This window comes from Streptomyces sp. NPDC001231, from assembly GCF_042896885.1.
Classification (GTDB): domain Bacteria; phylum Actinomycetota; class Actinomycetes; order Streptomycetales; family Streptomycetaceae; genus Streptomyces.
Genome location: NZ_JBIAXS010000042.1, coordinates 12,267 through 25,385 on the forward strand (window position 1 = coordinate 12,267; position 13,119 = coordinate 25,385).

Here is a 13,119-nt window from a genome sequence, read left to right on the forward strand (position 1 = left end):
GTGCGCGGGCCGAAGGCACCGTCCGGGGTGACAGCGTGGCCGCGGGCGGCCAGCAGATGCTGCAGGGCAACGACGGCGTGCCCGTGGCTGCCGGTGCTGAGGGTGGTGATGAGGGCGTTCCAGGTCTTCGGGCCGACGACGCCGTCGGCCTCAAGGCTGCGGCTTTGCTGGAAGGTCTTGACGGCGGCCGCGGTGCGCGGGCCGAAGGCACCGTCCGGGGTGACAGCGTGGCCGCGGGCGGCCAGCAGATGCTGCAGGGCAACGACGGCGTGCCCGTGGCTGCCGGTGCGCACCGTGGGCCAGCTCTGCTGGGACGTGCCGGCGGGGCGAGCGGCGGCGGCTGCCGGGTCGCTGCTGCTGGCGTTGGCGGTGTCGGGGGCCTGTGCGGCACCGAGTGCGGTCAGTGCTGCGATGGCGAGGGTTGTGGTGACGGTGGTCCACAGGGCACGAGGCGAGCGCTTCATGATCGCTTTGATCCTTTTCTGTTTGATATGTCCGGGGTGATGGGCCGCGCCCGGGCAGGGCGCGGCCAGGTTCATGTGGGAGGGGAGGGCGGGTCCCCGGGCGGCGTGTTCCGCCTGCAGGGGCCGCCGGGAGGGTCAGATGAAGGTGATGTCCCAGTGGACGCCGCCCCGCTTGGGGGTCTCGTAGACGTACTCGAGGGAGATGCCGGCGAGGGTGCCGTGCCAGCGGGGGTCGTTGCCGCGCGGCTTGCCCTTGCGCTGGGTGTTCTTGATCCAGTTGGTGACGCAGCGGCCCTCGTCACGGGTGCGCAGGTCGAGCTTGTAGCCCTTGGCGTGGGAGTACTCGCCGTTGCTGTGGCCGGACTCGGTGCCGCCGGTGATGGTGATCGTGCAGCCGCTGGCCTTCTTCAGGGCGATGACGCCCTGGATGGTGCGGGCGCGGACGCCGTCGAGGGAGGTGCGGCCGACGGGGTGGTTGATGCCGGCGGCGGCGAGCTGGGTGAGGGCTTGGCGGTTGGTCAGCTTGCCGTTGCCGGACGGGGCGGGGGTGGTGGGGGCGGGGGTGCTCGTGGTGGTGCCGGCGACGAGCTTGTTCCAGGTGTTCGGGCCGACGATTCCGTCCGGGTTCAGCCCGTTGCGCTTCTGGAACGCTTTCACCGCGCTCGCGGTGGCCGGGCCGAAGGCGCCGTCGATCCTGATGTTGTGGCCGTAGCCGGCGAGCTGGGTCTGGGCGGCCTTGACGGCCTCGCCGCTGGAGCCCTGGCGGACGGTCCGGATCAGCTTGTTCCAGGTGTTCGGGCCGACGATTCCGTCCGGGTTCAGCCCGTTGCGCTTCTGGAACGCTTTCACCGCGCCCGTGGTCGCCGGGCCGAACAGACCGTCGGCGTCGAGGCGGTGACCGGCGGCGTTCAGCAGGTGCTGGGCGGTGCGCACGTCCGTACCGCGAGAGCCGGACTTCAACATGGGCCAGGACTTCGCCGTGGCGGGCGTGGTGTTGCCGCGTGGCGGGGTGGGCTGTCCGGACGCGGGGGCGAGGTGGGCGAGGCGGCGGAGCTGGGTCAGGGTGCCCTTGTAGACGTTATGGTCGACGTGGCCGCTGATGCCGGGGACGGAGCCGTGCTCGGTGTACTGCCATATCGACCACGACCGGCCGCCCACCGGGGCGGGCTCCGTCGACCCGCTCTTGTACCGCGGCTGCCACAGCGGGCTGTTCGCCAGGGCGCTGACCTTGCCGCGCAGACAGGTGTCGGCGAAGTCCTTCGAGGTGTAGACGATCGGGTTCACCCCGAACGCTTCCCTCGCCTTGGCGAGGAACGCGGCGATCTGCGCGCTGTTCACCCCGGCCGGGCAGCGGCCCTTCACTCTCTCCAGGTCGACCACCGGCGGCAGCTGCCCGGGCCGCTTAGCGTCGTAGCCGGCGGCCTTCACCGTGCGGATGAAGTGGGCGGCCTGCGCGGCGCCCGTGCCGGAGTCGTAGAAGTGGTACGGCGCCGCCATCAGACCGGCGTCCAGGGCGGCGGCGAAGTCGCCGGCGAACTTCGGGTCGCGGTACCCGGTGCCCTGGGTGGCCTTGTGGAACACGAAGCTCTCCCCCGACGCCTTCACCGCCGACCAGCGGATCGGGTGGGCGTTGTGGTGGCTGGTGTCGATGCCCCGCACGCCGTACACGGTGGGGCTTGCGGCGTTCGCCGACTCCCCGCTCGCGCTCACCACGCCGTACGTGCCGGCGGACACCGTTGCGACCGCGAGGGCCTGCAGGATCAGGTTCCTGACGTGCTTTCGCATCTCACATCTCTCATCTGCGAGCCCCGCCCACCCGTTCGTACGGGAGGGCGGGGCGGCTTCGCTGCCCGACCGGGCTGCGCTGTCGAGATGGAGATTCGTGGTACCGCCGTGCCATCGGTAACCTGATCGCCATTCCATCCGTACCGCGCCGTACCGCGCGTTCCGCAGGCCTGTGACCTGCGGAAAGGAACGGCTGTGGAACACGCCTTGTCGGCATCTCAGGAGGGGGATCAGTGCATTCCGAGGACCAGGGCGCCAGGGACGCGACGCAGTTAGCTCAAGTCGAGGCGCTGCGCGTCGAGCTCGTACGGGTCAAGGAGGACAAGAAGCTTTCCCTCGACGCGTTCGCGCACGACACCCAGTACTCCCGGTCGTCGTGGAACCGCGTGTTGAAGGGCGAAGGCTTCCCGCCTCGCGAGGCGATCGAGCGGCTGTGCGCCCGCCGCAGACTCAACCGGGACCACTTCCTGCGGCTGTGGGAGGAAGCCGACGACGCCCGCCGCGCACAGCCCGCCCCCACCATGCAGACGCAGCCCGATACGGTCTCCAGCGACGAGAAGGCACAGCCTGCCACCGACTCAACAACCCCGGGCACAGGGGCCGACGAAAGAGCGGAGGCAGGTCCCCCCACGCAAGGCTCCTCGACCGCCAAGTCCACTCCGGCCGACGAACCGGCCGCCGCCACGGCCCCACGGCCGCCCGCGCACGCGCACGCCGGTCCGGGCGACGCTGCGCTTCCCCAGACCGAGCCTGTTTCACCGGCAGCGGCGCCCGTTCCAGCCGTCCCGCCTGCGACTACGTCCGTTCCACCCGGCCACAGCCCGTCAGCAGAACGGCCCGACGCTGCCGTTCCGGCACCGGCCACACCCGCTCCCACGGTCGGCGAGGAAGTTGTCGTCGTCCGGCCGGTCACCACCGAGCCTCGCGCCGGGAAGAAGCGGAAGGTCCCGGCGAAGCTAGTCGTTCTCGCGGGCCTCGTCGTGGTCCTGGTCCTCGGCCGTTGGGCCTCCATGCCCGACCACAAGGATGCAGCTGTCGGTCCCCCGCCCGCCGCCAGCAACCGCCCCATCGACGCCGAGCTGCCCGCTGACACCACCCCGACACCCAACGACGACAAGTCGGACAGCGGCCAGTCCAGGACGCCGGCTCCCGGCATCGGCTCCCCTGCACCGAACGCCTCGTCCGCGGGCGCCACGCCCTCCCCGGGCGAGCAGACCGTGCCTGGCTCATCCCCCTCCGCCGAGGCCCCGGCTCCGCACACGGCCACCCCAAGCCCGCGGGCGTCAACGACTCCGACAGCGACGAGCACCGTGCGCCTGGGTGCCGAAGGACGGGAGAACTGCAACTACAACTCCGACCGCGCCCAGACGATGGCCAAGGGCATGGTCGGCTCCAAGGTCAAGCAGATCCAGTGCTTCCTCAACTACAACTACGACTACGCCCTCGAAGTCGACGGAAAATTCGGCAGCGGGACCGAAGCCGCCGTCAAAGCCGTCCAACAGTGCTCTGGCATCAAGGTCGACGGCCAGGTCGGCCCCGAGACGTGGAAGTACCTCGAATACCCCATGGCCGGCTGCGGACACTGACCACATCCCGCGGAAGTGGACGGAACCTGCCGCTGTGGCTCCGGTGGCGGGTCCGTCGGCCGGATGCGTGTCCGCGCTCAGGGGGTGCGGATCACGGCTCCGGAGACGAACCACTGGACCAGGGTCGCGGCGAGGTGGACTCCGGCTCGGGCGGCTTCCAGGGTCTCGGGCACGGTCGCGGTCTGGGCACCGTGCCGAGAGGTCTGCCCCTCCCACAGCGCGCGCATCATCGCCTCGGCCGGGGCGATCGGATCACCGGCCGGGGCGGGGATCGCCGCGCTGAACTTGTGCCGTGCGTTCTTGATCTCGCCCAGCATCGTGCCGAGGGTGGCCTTCGCGTTATTGGGCTGGATCACGGCGTGCGCCGCGCACTCCACCGCCTTGATGGCCTCGCTGTACGCGCGCACCGCATCCGGGCCGCGCCCGTAGGCCGCCTGCCAGGCCGCGGCGAGGTGGTCGGCGGCCGACCCGGCAGCAGGACCGGCCGCGGCATCGACGATCGTCTGGCGGACCGCGTCGCGCACGGCCGGGGTGACCCGCTTCTTCCATCGTCCGGTGGGCCGAACTCGGCGAGCTCGTTCGTCTGCAGCCGCTAGTGGAGTCTGCCGGTGGGCCGCTGAGAGTGCCCTGAGAGCACCACAAGGGCACCCAACGGGCCCTGGGGCCCGGGCTGTAGTCGCTGTCAGACCCTGCTGATAGAGCAACCCTGAGGCGGCCAGGGAAGCCGCCCGCTCCCAAGGAGGCGTTCTATGCCCGGCCCATGGCTGCCCAATCCGGCGAGCGGCACCCGATAGCCAGTCCTGCCGCCCCCAGGCACCTTCGCCAACGAAGCCGCCTTCACCCAGCACGTCCTCCAAATCCTCGACCGCTGGTTCCACATCGAGGAACAAGTCACCGGCCGCTACTGGACGGGCGAGCCCGTCCGGATCGACGCCGTGTTGCGCCCGCGGGACCCGCAGCCATGGCACGACGACCATCCGGCATTCGGCCTTGAGTTCAAACACCAGGGGCAGGACATCCGCTTCTACAGCGGCTACGACTGGGTGGCCCAGGCGTCTACCTACGCCCACTCCGAATGGGCCGGCTACGGGGCCTCTAGCACGGCACATCGCCGGGGCACCGCCACTTGGTTTCCTGGTCCGCGTAAACGTTGGCGCGGGGCGAGAGCGTGTAGCCAACCCACTCCTGTCCGTCGCCGGCGGCAATGTATGCCTCTGCCTGATAGGCGAGCGGGGCGTCCTGGCGGGCCGTCGTGCAGTGGGCCGGTTCGGTGGTGAATGTTGTGCCCGGTTCAACCCTGGTGTGGGCAGTGGCAGGCCCAGGTTGGCAGTCGTGAGACGCTTTTGCCCAGAAGCCGCCCACCTTGACCGTGACTTCCACGGCGGAGGCCGTGGGATTGTCGACCTTGAGGGCGAAAGCCACTTTGTCGCGCTGGACCCTGGCACAAGCGCGCAGCTGAACACCAGACGGACCGGATTTGGGCGGAGAACAGCGGCTGTCTCCCCCCAATGCGTCACTGGACTGAGCAGTTGTTCCTGCGGCCGATGTCGCTGAGCCGGCGGAAGGCTCGGCCTGACCGCCCTGCCCGGTTGACCCAGGCCATCCCTTCGCTGCGATTGCCAGGGCGATCAGCAGGCCGACGGTCGTAACGACGCCGGCAGGCCGCTTCCATGAGCTGGAGGCTGCAGGGGCAGGAGGGGCAGCGGTCGTCGACGGGGCAGTCGGGCCGGCTGCGAGCCGCTCGTTGTCTTCGCTCGGGACGACCTGGGGGGTGGGCACGGCTGCCGGGGCCTGCGTTGGCGTGCCGTCAGCAGGGCCTGTTGGCAGGTCTGTTGACTGGGGGAGGACTGCTGGGTCGGCCAGGCCCGGTGGGCTGGGCTGATCCGGGGCCTTGAGCGCGTTGACCACCGCGCTTCGCCATTGGTGGCCTTTGATCTTGTACAGCTGGGCCCTGTGTAATTCGATCCGCTTGGCGATCCCCATCAGTCGACGGCGTTGGGACGCGGAATCGCCCCGGAAAGCATCGACAATCCGTGCGGTGTCCTGGACGGTCGGCACACGGCCGGATCTCTTGTTCTCGCCGAGCAGTTGATCGCGGCCGAGCAGCCAATGCCCCAGGAGAGGGTTGTCGATCTTCGGGTCCGCGTCCCGCAACCGGGCGACCAGCCCGGAACGGGAGGGCCCAGGACCTGCCATCACCTCTTGCAGGCACTCGCTCCACTCATCCAGGGCCTGGACGAGGGCGAACGCCAGCTCTTCGAATGCCTCTCCCTGTTCCCCCACCGCGGTTTCTCCTCCTGCCTAAAGCTTGCACTGCGCTAGTGAAACAGCAGGTCAGAGCCTGTGCACCTTGCACTGCAAGCGGCTTCCGGACGAAGGGTCTGGAGCGGGCTTCCGGAATTCAGGAGAGTGAATCGCGGCGGACGGAACCGAGCTGATCCGCCTTCAATCCACCTACCCAGGAATGGAGTCCTGCCGTGAACCGATCGACGACCCGAAAGCATCGCACACTCCTGACCCTCCTCGCGGCCGTGCTGTCGGCGACCGCCGTACCAATGGTCGCCCCGAGCACGGCCGACGCCGCCACGGGCGGCCGGGCATGCCTCTTCCTGGACAAGGAGGGCGCCCGGATCGCCGGCCGGACGTATGGACACGTCGCCTGGGCGATCCGCGACCCGAAGAACGCCAACCACTGGATCTGGGGCGCCACCGAGGGCTACAAGAACAAGCTGCACATCGCGGCCGGCGACTACAACGGCAGCTGGATCAAGGGTGGCACCTGGGACGACCTCCGCAGGAGCATCAAGCGGGACGGCCACCACAGGGCGGGCTACTACGACGCCTACCGGTGCATCAACACGGCCAACGGTGACCTCAGGGCCGCGCAGCGCACCTTCAACAACATGAAAAACAACGGCTACGACATCGGCTTCAACAACTGCCTCACGAAGTCGATCGCGATCTTCCGCACGTACAGCCCCGCTCTCAGCAGCAAGCACCTGCCCAATGGTCAGGGCGTCCCGCCCAGGAACTACTTCGCGACCACGCTGGACAACGCGCGCGGCTGGGAGAAGGCCCGTACGTACTGAGGGCCGATCAGCATCTGCCAGCGGTGCAAGGGCGAAGGCACGTGCACTACCTCGCCGCGGCTAACCAGATGCCACTGGCCGACTACCGACATCCAACCGTCGACAGTAACGAGAAGAGGACTCACCATGTGGAAGTGCCAGCGCTGCAAGGGCAATGGAAAGTGCACCACCTGCGACGGGTCCGGCTACCGCGGTGTGTGGAAGTGTGATAGCTGCCGCGGCAGCGGCGACTGCAAGGCATGCGACGGCCGCGGCTGACCGCACGAACGCCGCAGGGTGTTCTGACCCTGCTCTTCGGTGAGGGCTTCCGCCTCGCGGCACGAGCCCTCACCACCTCAGACATCGCGAGTGCGCTGGCACACCAGCGCGCCCGCCACCGATTACCCGCCCTGGTAGCGGTTCGACCACCAGCGCATGCCGATCAGATCGACATCCGACCCCGCCAATTCAAGACCGAAGGAGAACGACCCGAATGAACGAGGCACCTCGTCCGGAGCCCGAGCAGAGCAACCTTGCTGCCCAGCAGCCGGGATTGGGCTTCTCACACATGCCGCCTCCGCCGAGTCACCCTCCGCACCCTCAGATGTCGCCCGGCTTCGGGTACGTGCAGCAGCCGGGATTCGGCTTCTCACACATGCCGCCTCCGCCGAGTCACCCTCCGCACCCTCAGATGTCGCCCGGCTTCGGGTACGTGCAGCAGCCGGGGTACGCCAGCGGCTCCCCGGACATGCCGCAGCGGGTCAAGACAGCTCGCATAGTCTTGTTCCTGCTGGCGGGTTTCCTGATCATTTTGGGCCTGGCTGCGCTCGCTCAGGCCGAGGCAGCACAGAGCTCCCTCGACCCTTACAGCGAGTCTTGGTGGTCCAATGCCCCCGCTGTTGAGGAGGCGGAGCAGAAGGCGGCAGCGCAGATGCTGGTCGCTCAGGTCGGAATGATCTGGGCCACCATCTACGCCGCTCTCGCACTCGTTCTCGCCGCACGATTTGGCAAGGGAGGCAACGCCCTCCGCATCTGCACAATCGTCTACGGCGCCTGGCTCTGCGTGGTCGGGACCTTCGCTCTCGGCCTCACCGCCAGTGCCGCCCCCGCCACCATGGTCATGGCATCCCTCGCAGAGCTGGCCGCCGGTGTTCTGCTGATCGTCTTCATGGCTCAGAAGGACGGCGTGGCCTGGTTCAGCCGCCCACGCTACTGAGCGCAGCAGAGACGAGGCCGGACCGGAGCGGCGCCCATAAGTCATCCACCACGGGCGCGCCGGCTCCTGCCATAGAGCGTGTGGGCGGCATGGTCCAGAGCGCGGGAGACAGGGGCCGGAGCCACTGGCATTGGCTCCGGCCGCGCTCAAGGGGTGCGGATCACGGCTCCGGAGACGAACCACTGCACCAGGGTTGCGGCGAGGTGCACCCCGGCTCGGGCGGTCTCCAGGGTCTCGGGCACGGTCGTGGTCTGGGCACCGTGCCGAGAGGTCTGCCCCTCCCACAGCGCGCGCATCATCGCCTCGGCCGGGGCGATCGGATCACCGGCCGGGGCGGGGATCGCCGCGCTGAACTTGTGCCGTGCGTTCTTGATCTCGCCCAGCATCGTGCCGAGGGTGGCCTTCGCGTTATTGGGCTGGATCACGGCGTGCGCCGCGCACTCCACCGCCTTGATGGCCTCGCTGTACGCGCGCACCGCATCCGGGCCGCGCCCGTAGGCCGCCTGCCAGGCCGCGGCGAGGTGGTCGGCGGCCGACCCGGCAGCAGGACCGGCCGCGGCATCGACGATCGTCTGGCGGACCGCGTCGCGCACGGCCGGGGTGACCCGCTCCTCCAGCCCGTCCGCAGCCTCGTTGACCCGGTAGGCCGACCCGGCGTCGTCGAGCATCCGGCCGAGGGCCTCGACCTCCCACGCGGCCGCGGCCCGGGCGCGGAGAACTTCGTCCACCACGTCCAGCAGTTGGGGGCCGGCTGCCTGCGCGAGTGGCCACACGTACTGCTCCTTGCCGTAGCGGTCTCGTGATGGGGGGATGCGCAGGCGCAGACAGATGGGACGGGCTTTGTCGTTCTGCGGGTTCCCCTGGTAGCTGAGCGCGTCGGTGACCCACCTCTGGAGCGGCACGAGCAGGTGCTCGGGCACGTCGTCGAACGGTCCGTCGTGTTCGGGTGCGGCGGTGAGGCCGACGCGGACGGAGAAGCGCGGGCGGGATCCGGTGGTCATGGCGGAAACGGTAGCGGCGCGGGTGGTCACGTCGGATAACCGCACATGGAGAGCGACGAGACCGCGGCGCCGACCGAGACGAGCTCGCCGCCGAGACACTGGCGGCCACGGGTCCGGCCGCGCTCTGCTCCTGCCCAGCTCGACTTCCCGCTCGTGCGCAACGGGCTGGATTACCTGACGAGCGTCGTTGAACACCTCGACGAGAACGAGTCAATGGTCACCGCCCGGGACGTGAAGTACGCGGTTCTCCACCTCCAGGCCGCCGTCGAGGTGCTGCTCAAGGCCCGGCTGATGGCCGAGCACTGGATCCTCGTCTTCAGCAAACCCGAGGACGCCACCCGCAAGGCCCTCGACGAGGCCACGCTCTCCAGCGTCACCACCGACCAGGCCGTCACCCGCCTGCGGAACATCGCAGCCGTGCCCATCACCGACAAGGAGGAGAAGGCACTCACCGGCCTAGGCAAGCACCGCAACAAGCTGCAGCACTTCGGCCTGACCGCCCCGGCCCGCGCGGTGGAGGCCAAGGCCGGCGAGGTACTCGACTTCCTGATCCGCTTCGTCGACGAGGAGCTTCTGCCCCGCCTTGGCCCCAAGGAGAGGAAAGAGGCCGAGCGAACGCTGCGCGGGCTGCGCGGGAGCCTGGTCAACATCAACACCTTCGTGAAGGAGCGGACGAACCGCATCCGCGGCGAGGTGAAGAAGGAGGGCGTCGAGAACCGGACCATCCAGTGCCCCGACTGCGACCAGATGGCCCTCGTACTCGGCGAGACGGCCGGCCCGGGCGCGGAGCCGGTCGCCGCGTGCCGGTTCTGCGCGAGCCGTTGGGGGCCGGAGGAGCTGCTGTCGTTCTTCCGCGCAGAGGGCCAGGACGAGCCGAGCGAGCTCAATACCTGCCCGCGGTGTGGGGAGTGGATGCTCGGGTGGGGGGTCCGGATCCTCAGCGAACCCGTGGGTGAAGTCTCCTTCTGCTTTGCCTGCTCAGTTGCCTTCCCCGCCCTGGTCCCGTGCGACCGGTGCGGACGTCCAACCGAAGCGGCCGACGGCAGTACCGGTCTGTGCGGGGGCTGCTGGGAGGACGCGGTGGAGGGGACACACTACGAGCGGGAGGACCCTACGGACTACGGCTACGGCCCGGAGCAGTGGGACGCCGACTACGACGAGGAACAGCAGTGACCGAGATGCTCTCCCCGCCCACTGAGGAATCGCCGAGTGCGCTCGCACCCGTCCGGACCGAGCGCCAGAACCTCATCGAGCGGTGGGCCGCCCGGCACGGCGTGGACGCCGCCCGCCGCCTGGCCGAGGCGGAGGACCTGGCCGACGCGGTCGCCGCAGAGATCACCCCGGACAACACAGTCGACACCTACGCCAAGAGCTGGCGGGTGTGGACCCGCTTCTGCAATAGCACCGGCCTGCCCGAACGGGAGGGCTCCCGGGGCGCGTTGGTGGCGTTCGTGACCTGGATGCTGCGCGAGGGCCGGCAGAACGGCACGGGCTACGCCCCCAGTTCGGCGTCCACCCACCTGGCGGCCGCCGTCGTTGAGCTGCGCGGACGCGGCGTGAAGGTGTCCGGTGACGACCAGGCCGAGGCCCGCGCCGCGCTGGATGGCCTGGCGGTCAAGCTCCTGCAGGCCGGGGAGCGGCGCGGCCGTGGACAGGCGGTCGGCGCCGACATCGACGGGCTGCGCGCCGTTGCCCGCGCCTGCCCCGACACCCTCACCGGCGACCGGGACAAGGCCCTGGTGCTCACCGGCTTTTCCTATGCCTCCCGTAGCCAGGACCCGGCCGGACTGCTTGCCGGCGATGTCACCCTGCACCCGCGCGGCATGGTCGTCGCCGTGCTCACCGGCAAGACCAAGCACTCGGTGCGCAACGCCAAGATCCGCTACGCCGACGACCCCGAGGTCTGCCCGGTGCGGGCCTGGACCGCTTACCGCGCTCGCCTGGTCGCCGAGCACGGCGAGCAGTGGGCCGACCTGTCGACGCCGGCGTTCGTCGGCATCGACAGGTGGGGCCACGTCACCGGCGGCATGGGACCGGACGCCGTCACCCGCGCCATCAAGCGGATCTCGCAGCGGGCCGGGGTGCCGATCGCATGGACCGGGCATTCCCTGCGCATCGGCCTGGCCTCCACCGCCCGCCGCAAGGGACGCGACGGCATCGCCATTGCCGACCAGGGCGGCTGGGCCCGCCACTCCCGCTCCATGCTCGGCTACATGCAGATCGACGACGGCTGGGACGACAACGCCTCCGCCGGCCTCACCTGACGGTTGGAGCCGAGGTTCTGCCTCGGCGTCGATGACCCCGGCCGCCGGCGGGAGCGCTACCTGGAGCCGGTCGGCTGGTAATCCGTTGTCCGGGCCCTCGGGCATTCTTGATCACTCAGCACCTGACAACGGAGGGGGAGAACATGTCCCAGAGTAAACACCTCACCCAGGCGAGGCACTTCGCCGAGCAGGCGGAGGAGCTGCTGCCCGAGGTCGACGACCCGGGGGCGAAGGCGCAGACGCTCGCCCTGCTCGCGATCGCCCACGCGGTCCTTGAGACTGGTTTCGACATCGACAACGTCCGGTCCGCCATCGAGTCGAACGGCTGACTGAGGTGGCCCCAGCTCGTTAGACCAGGCCAGTGCATAGCGGAGCCCCGGGATGTCATGGCCTTGTCCCGGGGCTCCGTGCGGACCCTCGGCGCGTCCAGTGTCAGCCGGAGGCATCCGGCGAGGCGGTGTGCGTACGCCCGGCCCCCAAGCTGCAACGTGCTTTCTGGGGCGCCGACGGTTGGCTCCCGACCACGCCGCGTGCCCGTAGCTCGCCGACGTCCGGGAGGCGGACGCCGGGCAGCGCGTCAAGAAGGTCGGCCTGTGTGGCGCGGATGGCCTGGGCGGGAGCCTCGGGCCGGCGCCGAGCGTGCGGCGGGTGGTCACGGCGATCATCGTACGGTCGGGCCCCGCAGGATTCGGCGCAGGCCGTTTCGGCCTCGGAATCCCAGCTCGGACACCAGGGACAACTGACTGCCGCGCGGCTAAGAGCATCGGACGCGACGTCACAACGGCGTAGTCACCTGATGATTTGTCAGCCGCTCTCTTCTCGCGCAGGATCTACGCTTCCAGGCCCAACTCACAGTCCAGCTAGGGAGTTTCGTTGTCCTCGGTACCGCCTCCTCAGAACAACAACCCGTACCTGACGCCCAACCGGGGTTCCGGTCCACAGCCACCACTCCCACCACCCCAACCGCCGCGACAGTCAGCCCTGCGCCGGGCCCGGGACTGGTTCAGTGGCCTGAGTGAAGGCGGCAAAATCGCCCTCATCGGAGCTGTCATTACGACCGTTGGCGGTGGGGCCTTTGGCGTGATTAACACCGTCATTCCTGTATTGGCCGATGGCGGCAAGGAAGACAAGCCGGAGGGCAAGTCCAAGCCGTCGGCGCAGGCCCCCAAGACTCCAGGCGAGACGGTGACGCCGAGTCCCCAGGAGCAGGACTCGCAGGCGCCGTCATCCACGCCGTCATCCCAGGCGCCGGCGAGCAGCTACGAGCTTGTCTACGAAGACCGCAAGGTAGGCATCTCTAAGCCCGCTGGATGGGACTTCGGCACGCTCGACCTTGACCAGCCACGTGCCCAGACGTTTGGCTCCGCCGAATACAAGAGGATGCGGGAGGACGCGGAGGCTAAAGGGAAACTCGTTGAGCCCGACCTGCTCTACCGCACCGACGCCTTCACGGAGTTGGTGATCGAGGAGGGTCGTACGGCGGTCTTCACGGAATCGTCCCCTCCCCCGCAACCGGAGCAATGTGCGGCCGACGCCGAGGCGGGCGGATTCGATGCCATGCGTATGACCGAGTGGCCGGCGGAGGTTGGTAGCGGCTTCTGCCTGATCACCGACCAGGGCAACGTCGTACGGCTTCAGATCACGCGGTTTGTGGGTGGGGACCGCACCAGGATCACAGGTCACCCGGACCGCATCGAGTTCAGCGCCACGATGTGGCGGGCGCGCGAGTCCTAGG

General features: G+C 69.2%; 12 protein-coding genes. 7 read left to right on the forward strand and 5 right to left on the reverse strand.

Annotation, left to right across the window (positions count from 1 at the left end; translation table 11 throughout):
- A partial coding sequence (locus ACFY3J_RS34870; RefSeq protein ID WP_390842512.1) for a peptidoglycan-binding protein occupies window positions 1–464 on the reverse strand: 464 nt, incomplete at its 3' end.
- Window positions 465–599: 135 nt separating this feature from the next.
- On the reverse strand, window positions 600–2,249 hold the full coding sequence (locus tag ACFY3J_RS34875) for a peptidoglycan-binding protein (RefSeq protein WP_390842513.1): 1,650 nt from the start codon (window positions 2,247–2,249) through the stop codon (window positions 600–602).
- Window positions 2,250–2,482: 233 nt separating this feature from the next.
- Between ACFY3J_RS34875 and ACFY3J_RS34880 the strand changes: the two genes are divergently transcribed.
- Complete coding sequence (locus tag ACFY3J_RS34880; protein ID WP_390842514.1) at window positions 2,483–3,835, forward strand: peptidoglycan-binding protein; 1,353 nt, start codon at window positions 2,483–2,485, stop codon at window positions 3,833–3,835.
- A gap of 77 nt (window positions 3,836–3,912) precedes the next feature.
- Here the strand turns inward: ACFY3J_RS34880 and ACFY3J_RS34885 are convergent, their stop codons facing one another.
- The gene (locus tag ACFY3J_RS34885; protein ID WP_390842515.1) at window positions 3,913–4,359 is read right to left on the reverse strand and encodes a hypothetical protein; all 447 of its coding nucleotides are present in this window, start codon (window positions 4,357–4,359) and stop codon (window positions 3,913–3,915) included.
- 571 nt (window positions 4,360–4,930) lie between these two features.
- Window positions 4,931–6,118, reverse strand: coding sequence for a hypothetical protein (locus ACFY3J_RS34890; RefSeq protein ID WP_390842516.1), 1,188 nt, complete (start codon window positions 6,116–6,118; stop codon window positions 4,931–4,933).
- Window positions 6,119–6,312: 194 nt separating this feature from the next.
- Here ACFY3J_RS34890 and ACFY3J_RS34895 point away from each other — a divergent pair, with 194 nt between their 5' ends.
- Window positions 6,313–6,924, forward strand: coding sequence for a Tat pathway signal protein (locus ACFY3J_RS34895; protein WP_390842517.1), 612 nt, complete (start codon window positions 6,313–6,315; stop codon window positions 6,922–6,924).
- Between the two features lie 670 nt (window positions 6,925–7,594).
- Window positions 7,595–8,119: a hypothetical protein gene (locus ACFY3J_RS34900; RefSeq protein ID WP_390842518.1), complete on the forward strand. Its 525-nt coding sequence runs from the start codon at window positions 7,595–7,597 to the stop codon at window positions 8,117–8,119.
- A 146-nt stretch (window positions 8,120–8,265) separates the two neighbouring features.
- On the opposite strand, the gene ACFY3J_RS34905 is transcribed toward ACFY3J_RS34900, so the two are convergent.
- On the reverse strand, window positions 8,266–9,120 hold the full coding sequence (locus ACFY3J_RS34905) for a hypothetical protein (RefSeq protein WP_390842519.1): 855 nt from the start codon (window positions 9,118–9,120) through the stop codon (window positions 8,266–8,268).
- Window positions 9,121–9,165: 45 nt separating this feature from the next.
- On the opposite strand from ACFY3J_RS34905, the gene ACFY3J_RS34910 reads away from it, so the two are divergent.
- The 4 genes from ACFY3J_RS34910 to ACFY3J_RS34925 all read left to right on the forward strand — a co-directional run bounded on the left by ACFY3J_RS34910 (window position 9,166) and on the right by ACFY3J_RS34925 (window position 13,118).
- Window positions 9,166–10,293, forward strand: coding sequence for a serine/arginine repetitive matrix protein 1 (locus ACFY3J_RS34910; protein WP_390842520.1), 1,128 nt, complete (start codon window positions 9,166–9,168; stop codon window positions 10,291–10,293).
- Between the two features lie 5 nt (window positions 10,294–10,298).
- Window positions 10,299–11,384, forward strand: a complete 1,086-nt coding sequence (locus ACFY3J_RS34915) for an integrase (protein ID WP_390842560.1) — start codon at window positions 10,299–10,301, stop codon at window positions 11,382–11,384.
- A gap of 143 nt (window positions 11,385–11,527) precedes the next feature.
- The gene (locus ACFY3J_RS34920) at window positions 11,528–11,713 is read left to right on the forward strand and encodes a hypothetical protein (RefSeq protein ID WP_390842521.1); all 186 of its coding nucleotides are present in this window, start codon (window positions 11,528–11,530) and stop codon (window positions 11,711–11,713) included.
- Between the two features lie 751 nt (window positions 11,714–12,464).
- Window positions 12,465–13,118 (forward strand): hypothetical protein, encoded by a 654-nt coding sequence (locus ACFY3J_RS34925; RefSeq protein WP_390842522.1) that lies wholly within the window; start codon window positions 12,465–12,467, stop codon window positions 13,116–13,118.
- The last annotated feature ends 1 nt before the right edge of the window (window position 13,119 follow it).

Bases quoted from the DNA above. Each gene is read 5' to 3' on its own strand.
- ACFY3J_RS34875 (WP_390842513.1), bottom strand. From the start codon at position 2,249: ATGCGAAAGCACGTCAGGAACCTGATCCTGCAGGCCCTCGCGGTCGCA.
- ACFY3J_RS34900 (WP_390842518.1), top strand. From the start codon at position 7,595: ATGTCGCCCGGCTTCGGGTACGTGCAGCAGCCGGGGTACGCCAGCGGC.
- ACFY3J_RS34905 (WP_390842519.1), bottom strand. From the start codon at position 9,120: ATGACCACCGGATCCCGCCCGCGCTTCTCCGTCCGCGTCGGCCTCACC.
- ACFY3J_RS34910 (WP_390842520.1), top strand. From the start codon at position 9,166: ATGGAGAGCGACGAGACCGCGGCGCCGACCGAGACGAGCTCGCCGCCG.
- ACFY3J_RS34915 (WP_390842560.1), top strand. From the start codon at position 10,299: ATGCTCTCCCCGCCCACTGAGGAATCGCCGAGTGCGCTCGCACCCGTC.
- ACFY3J_RS34920 (WP_390842521.1), top strand. From the start codon at position 11,528: ATGTCCCAGAGTAAACACCTCACCCAGGCGAGGCACTTCGCCGAGCAG.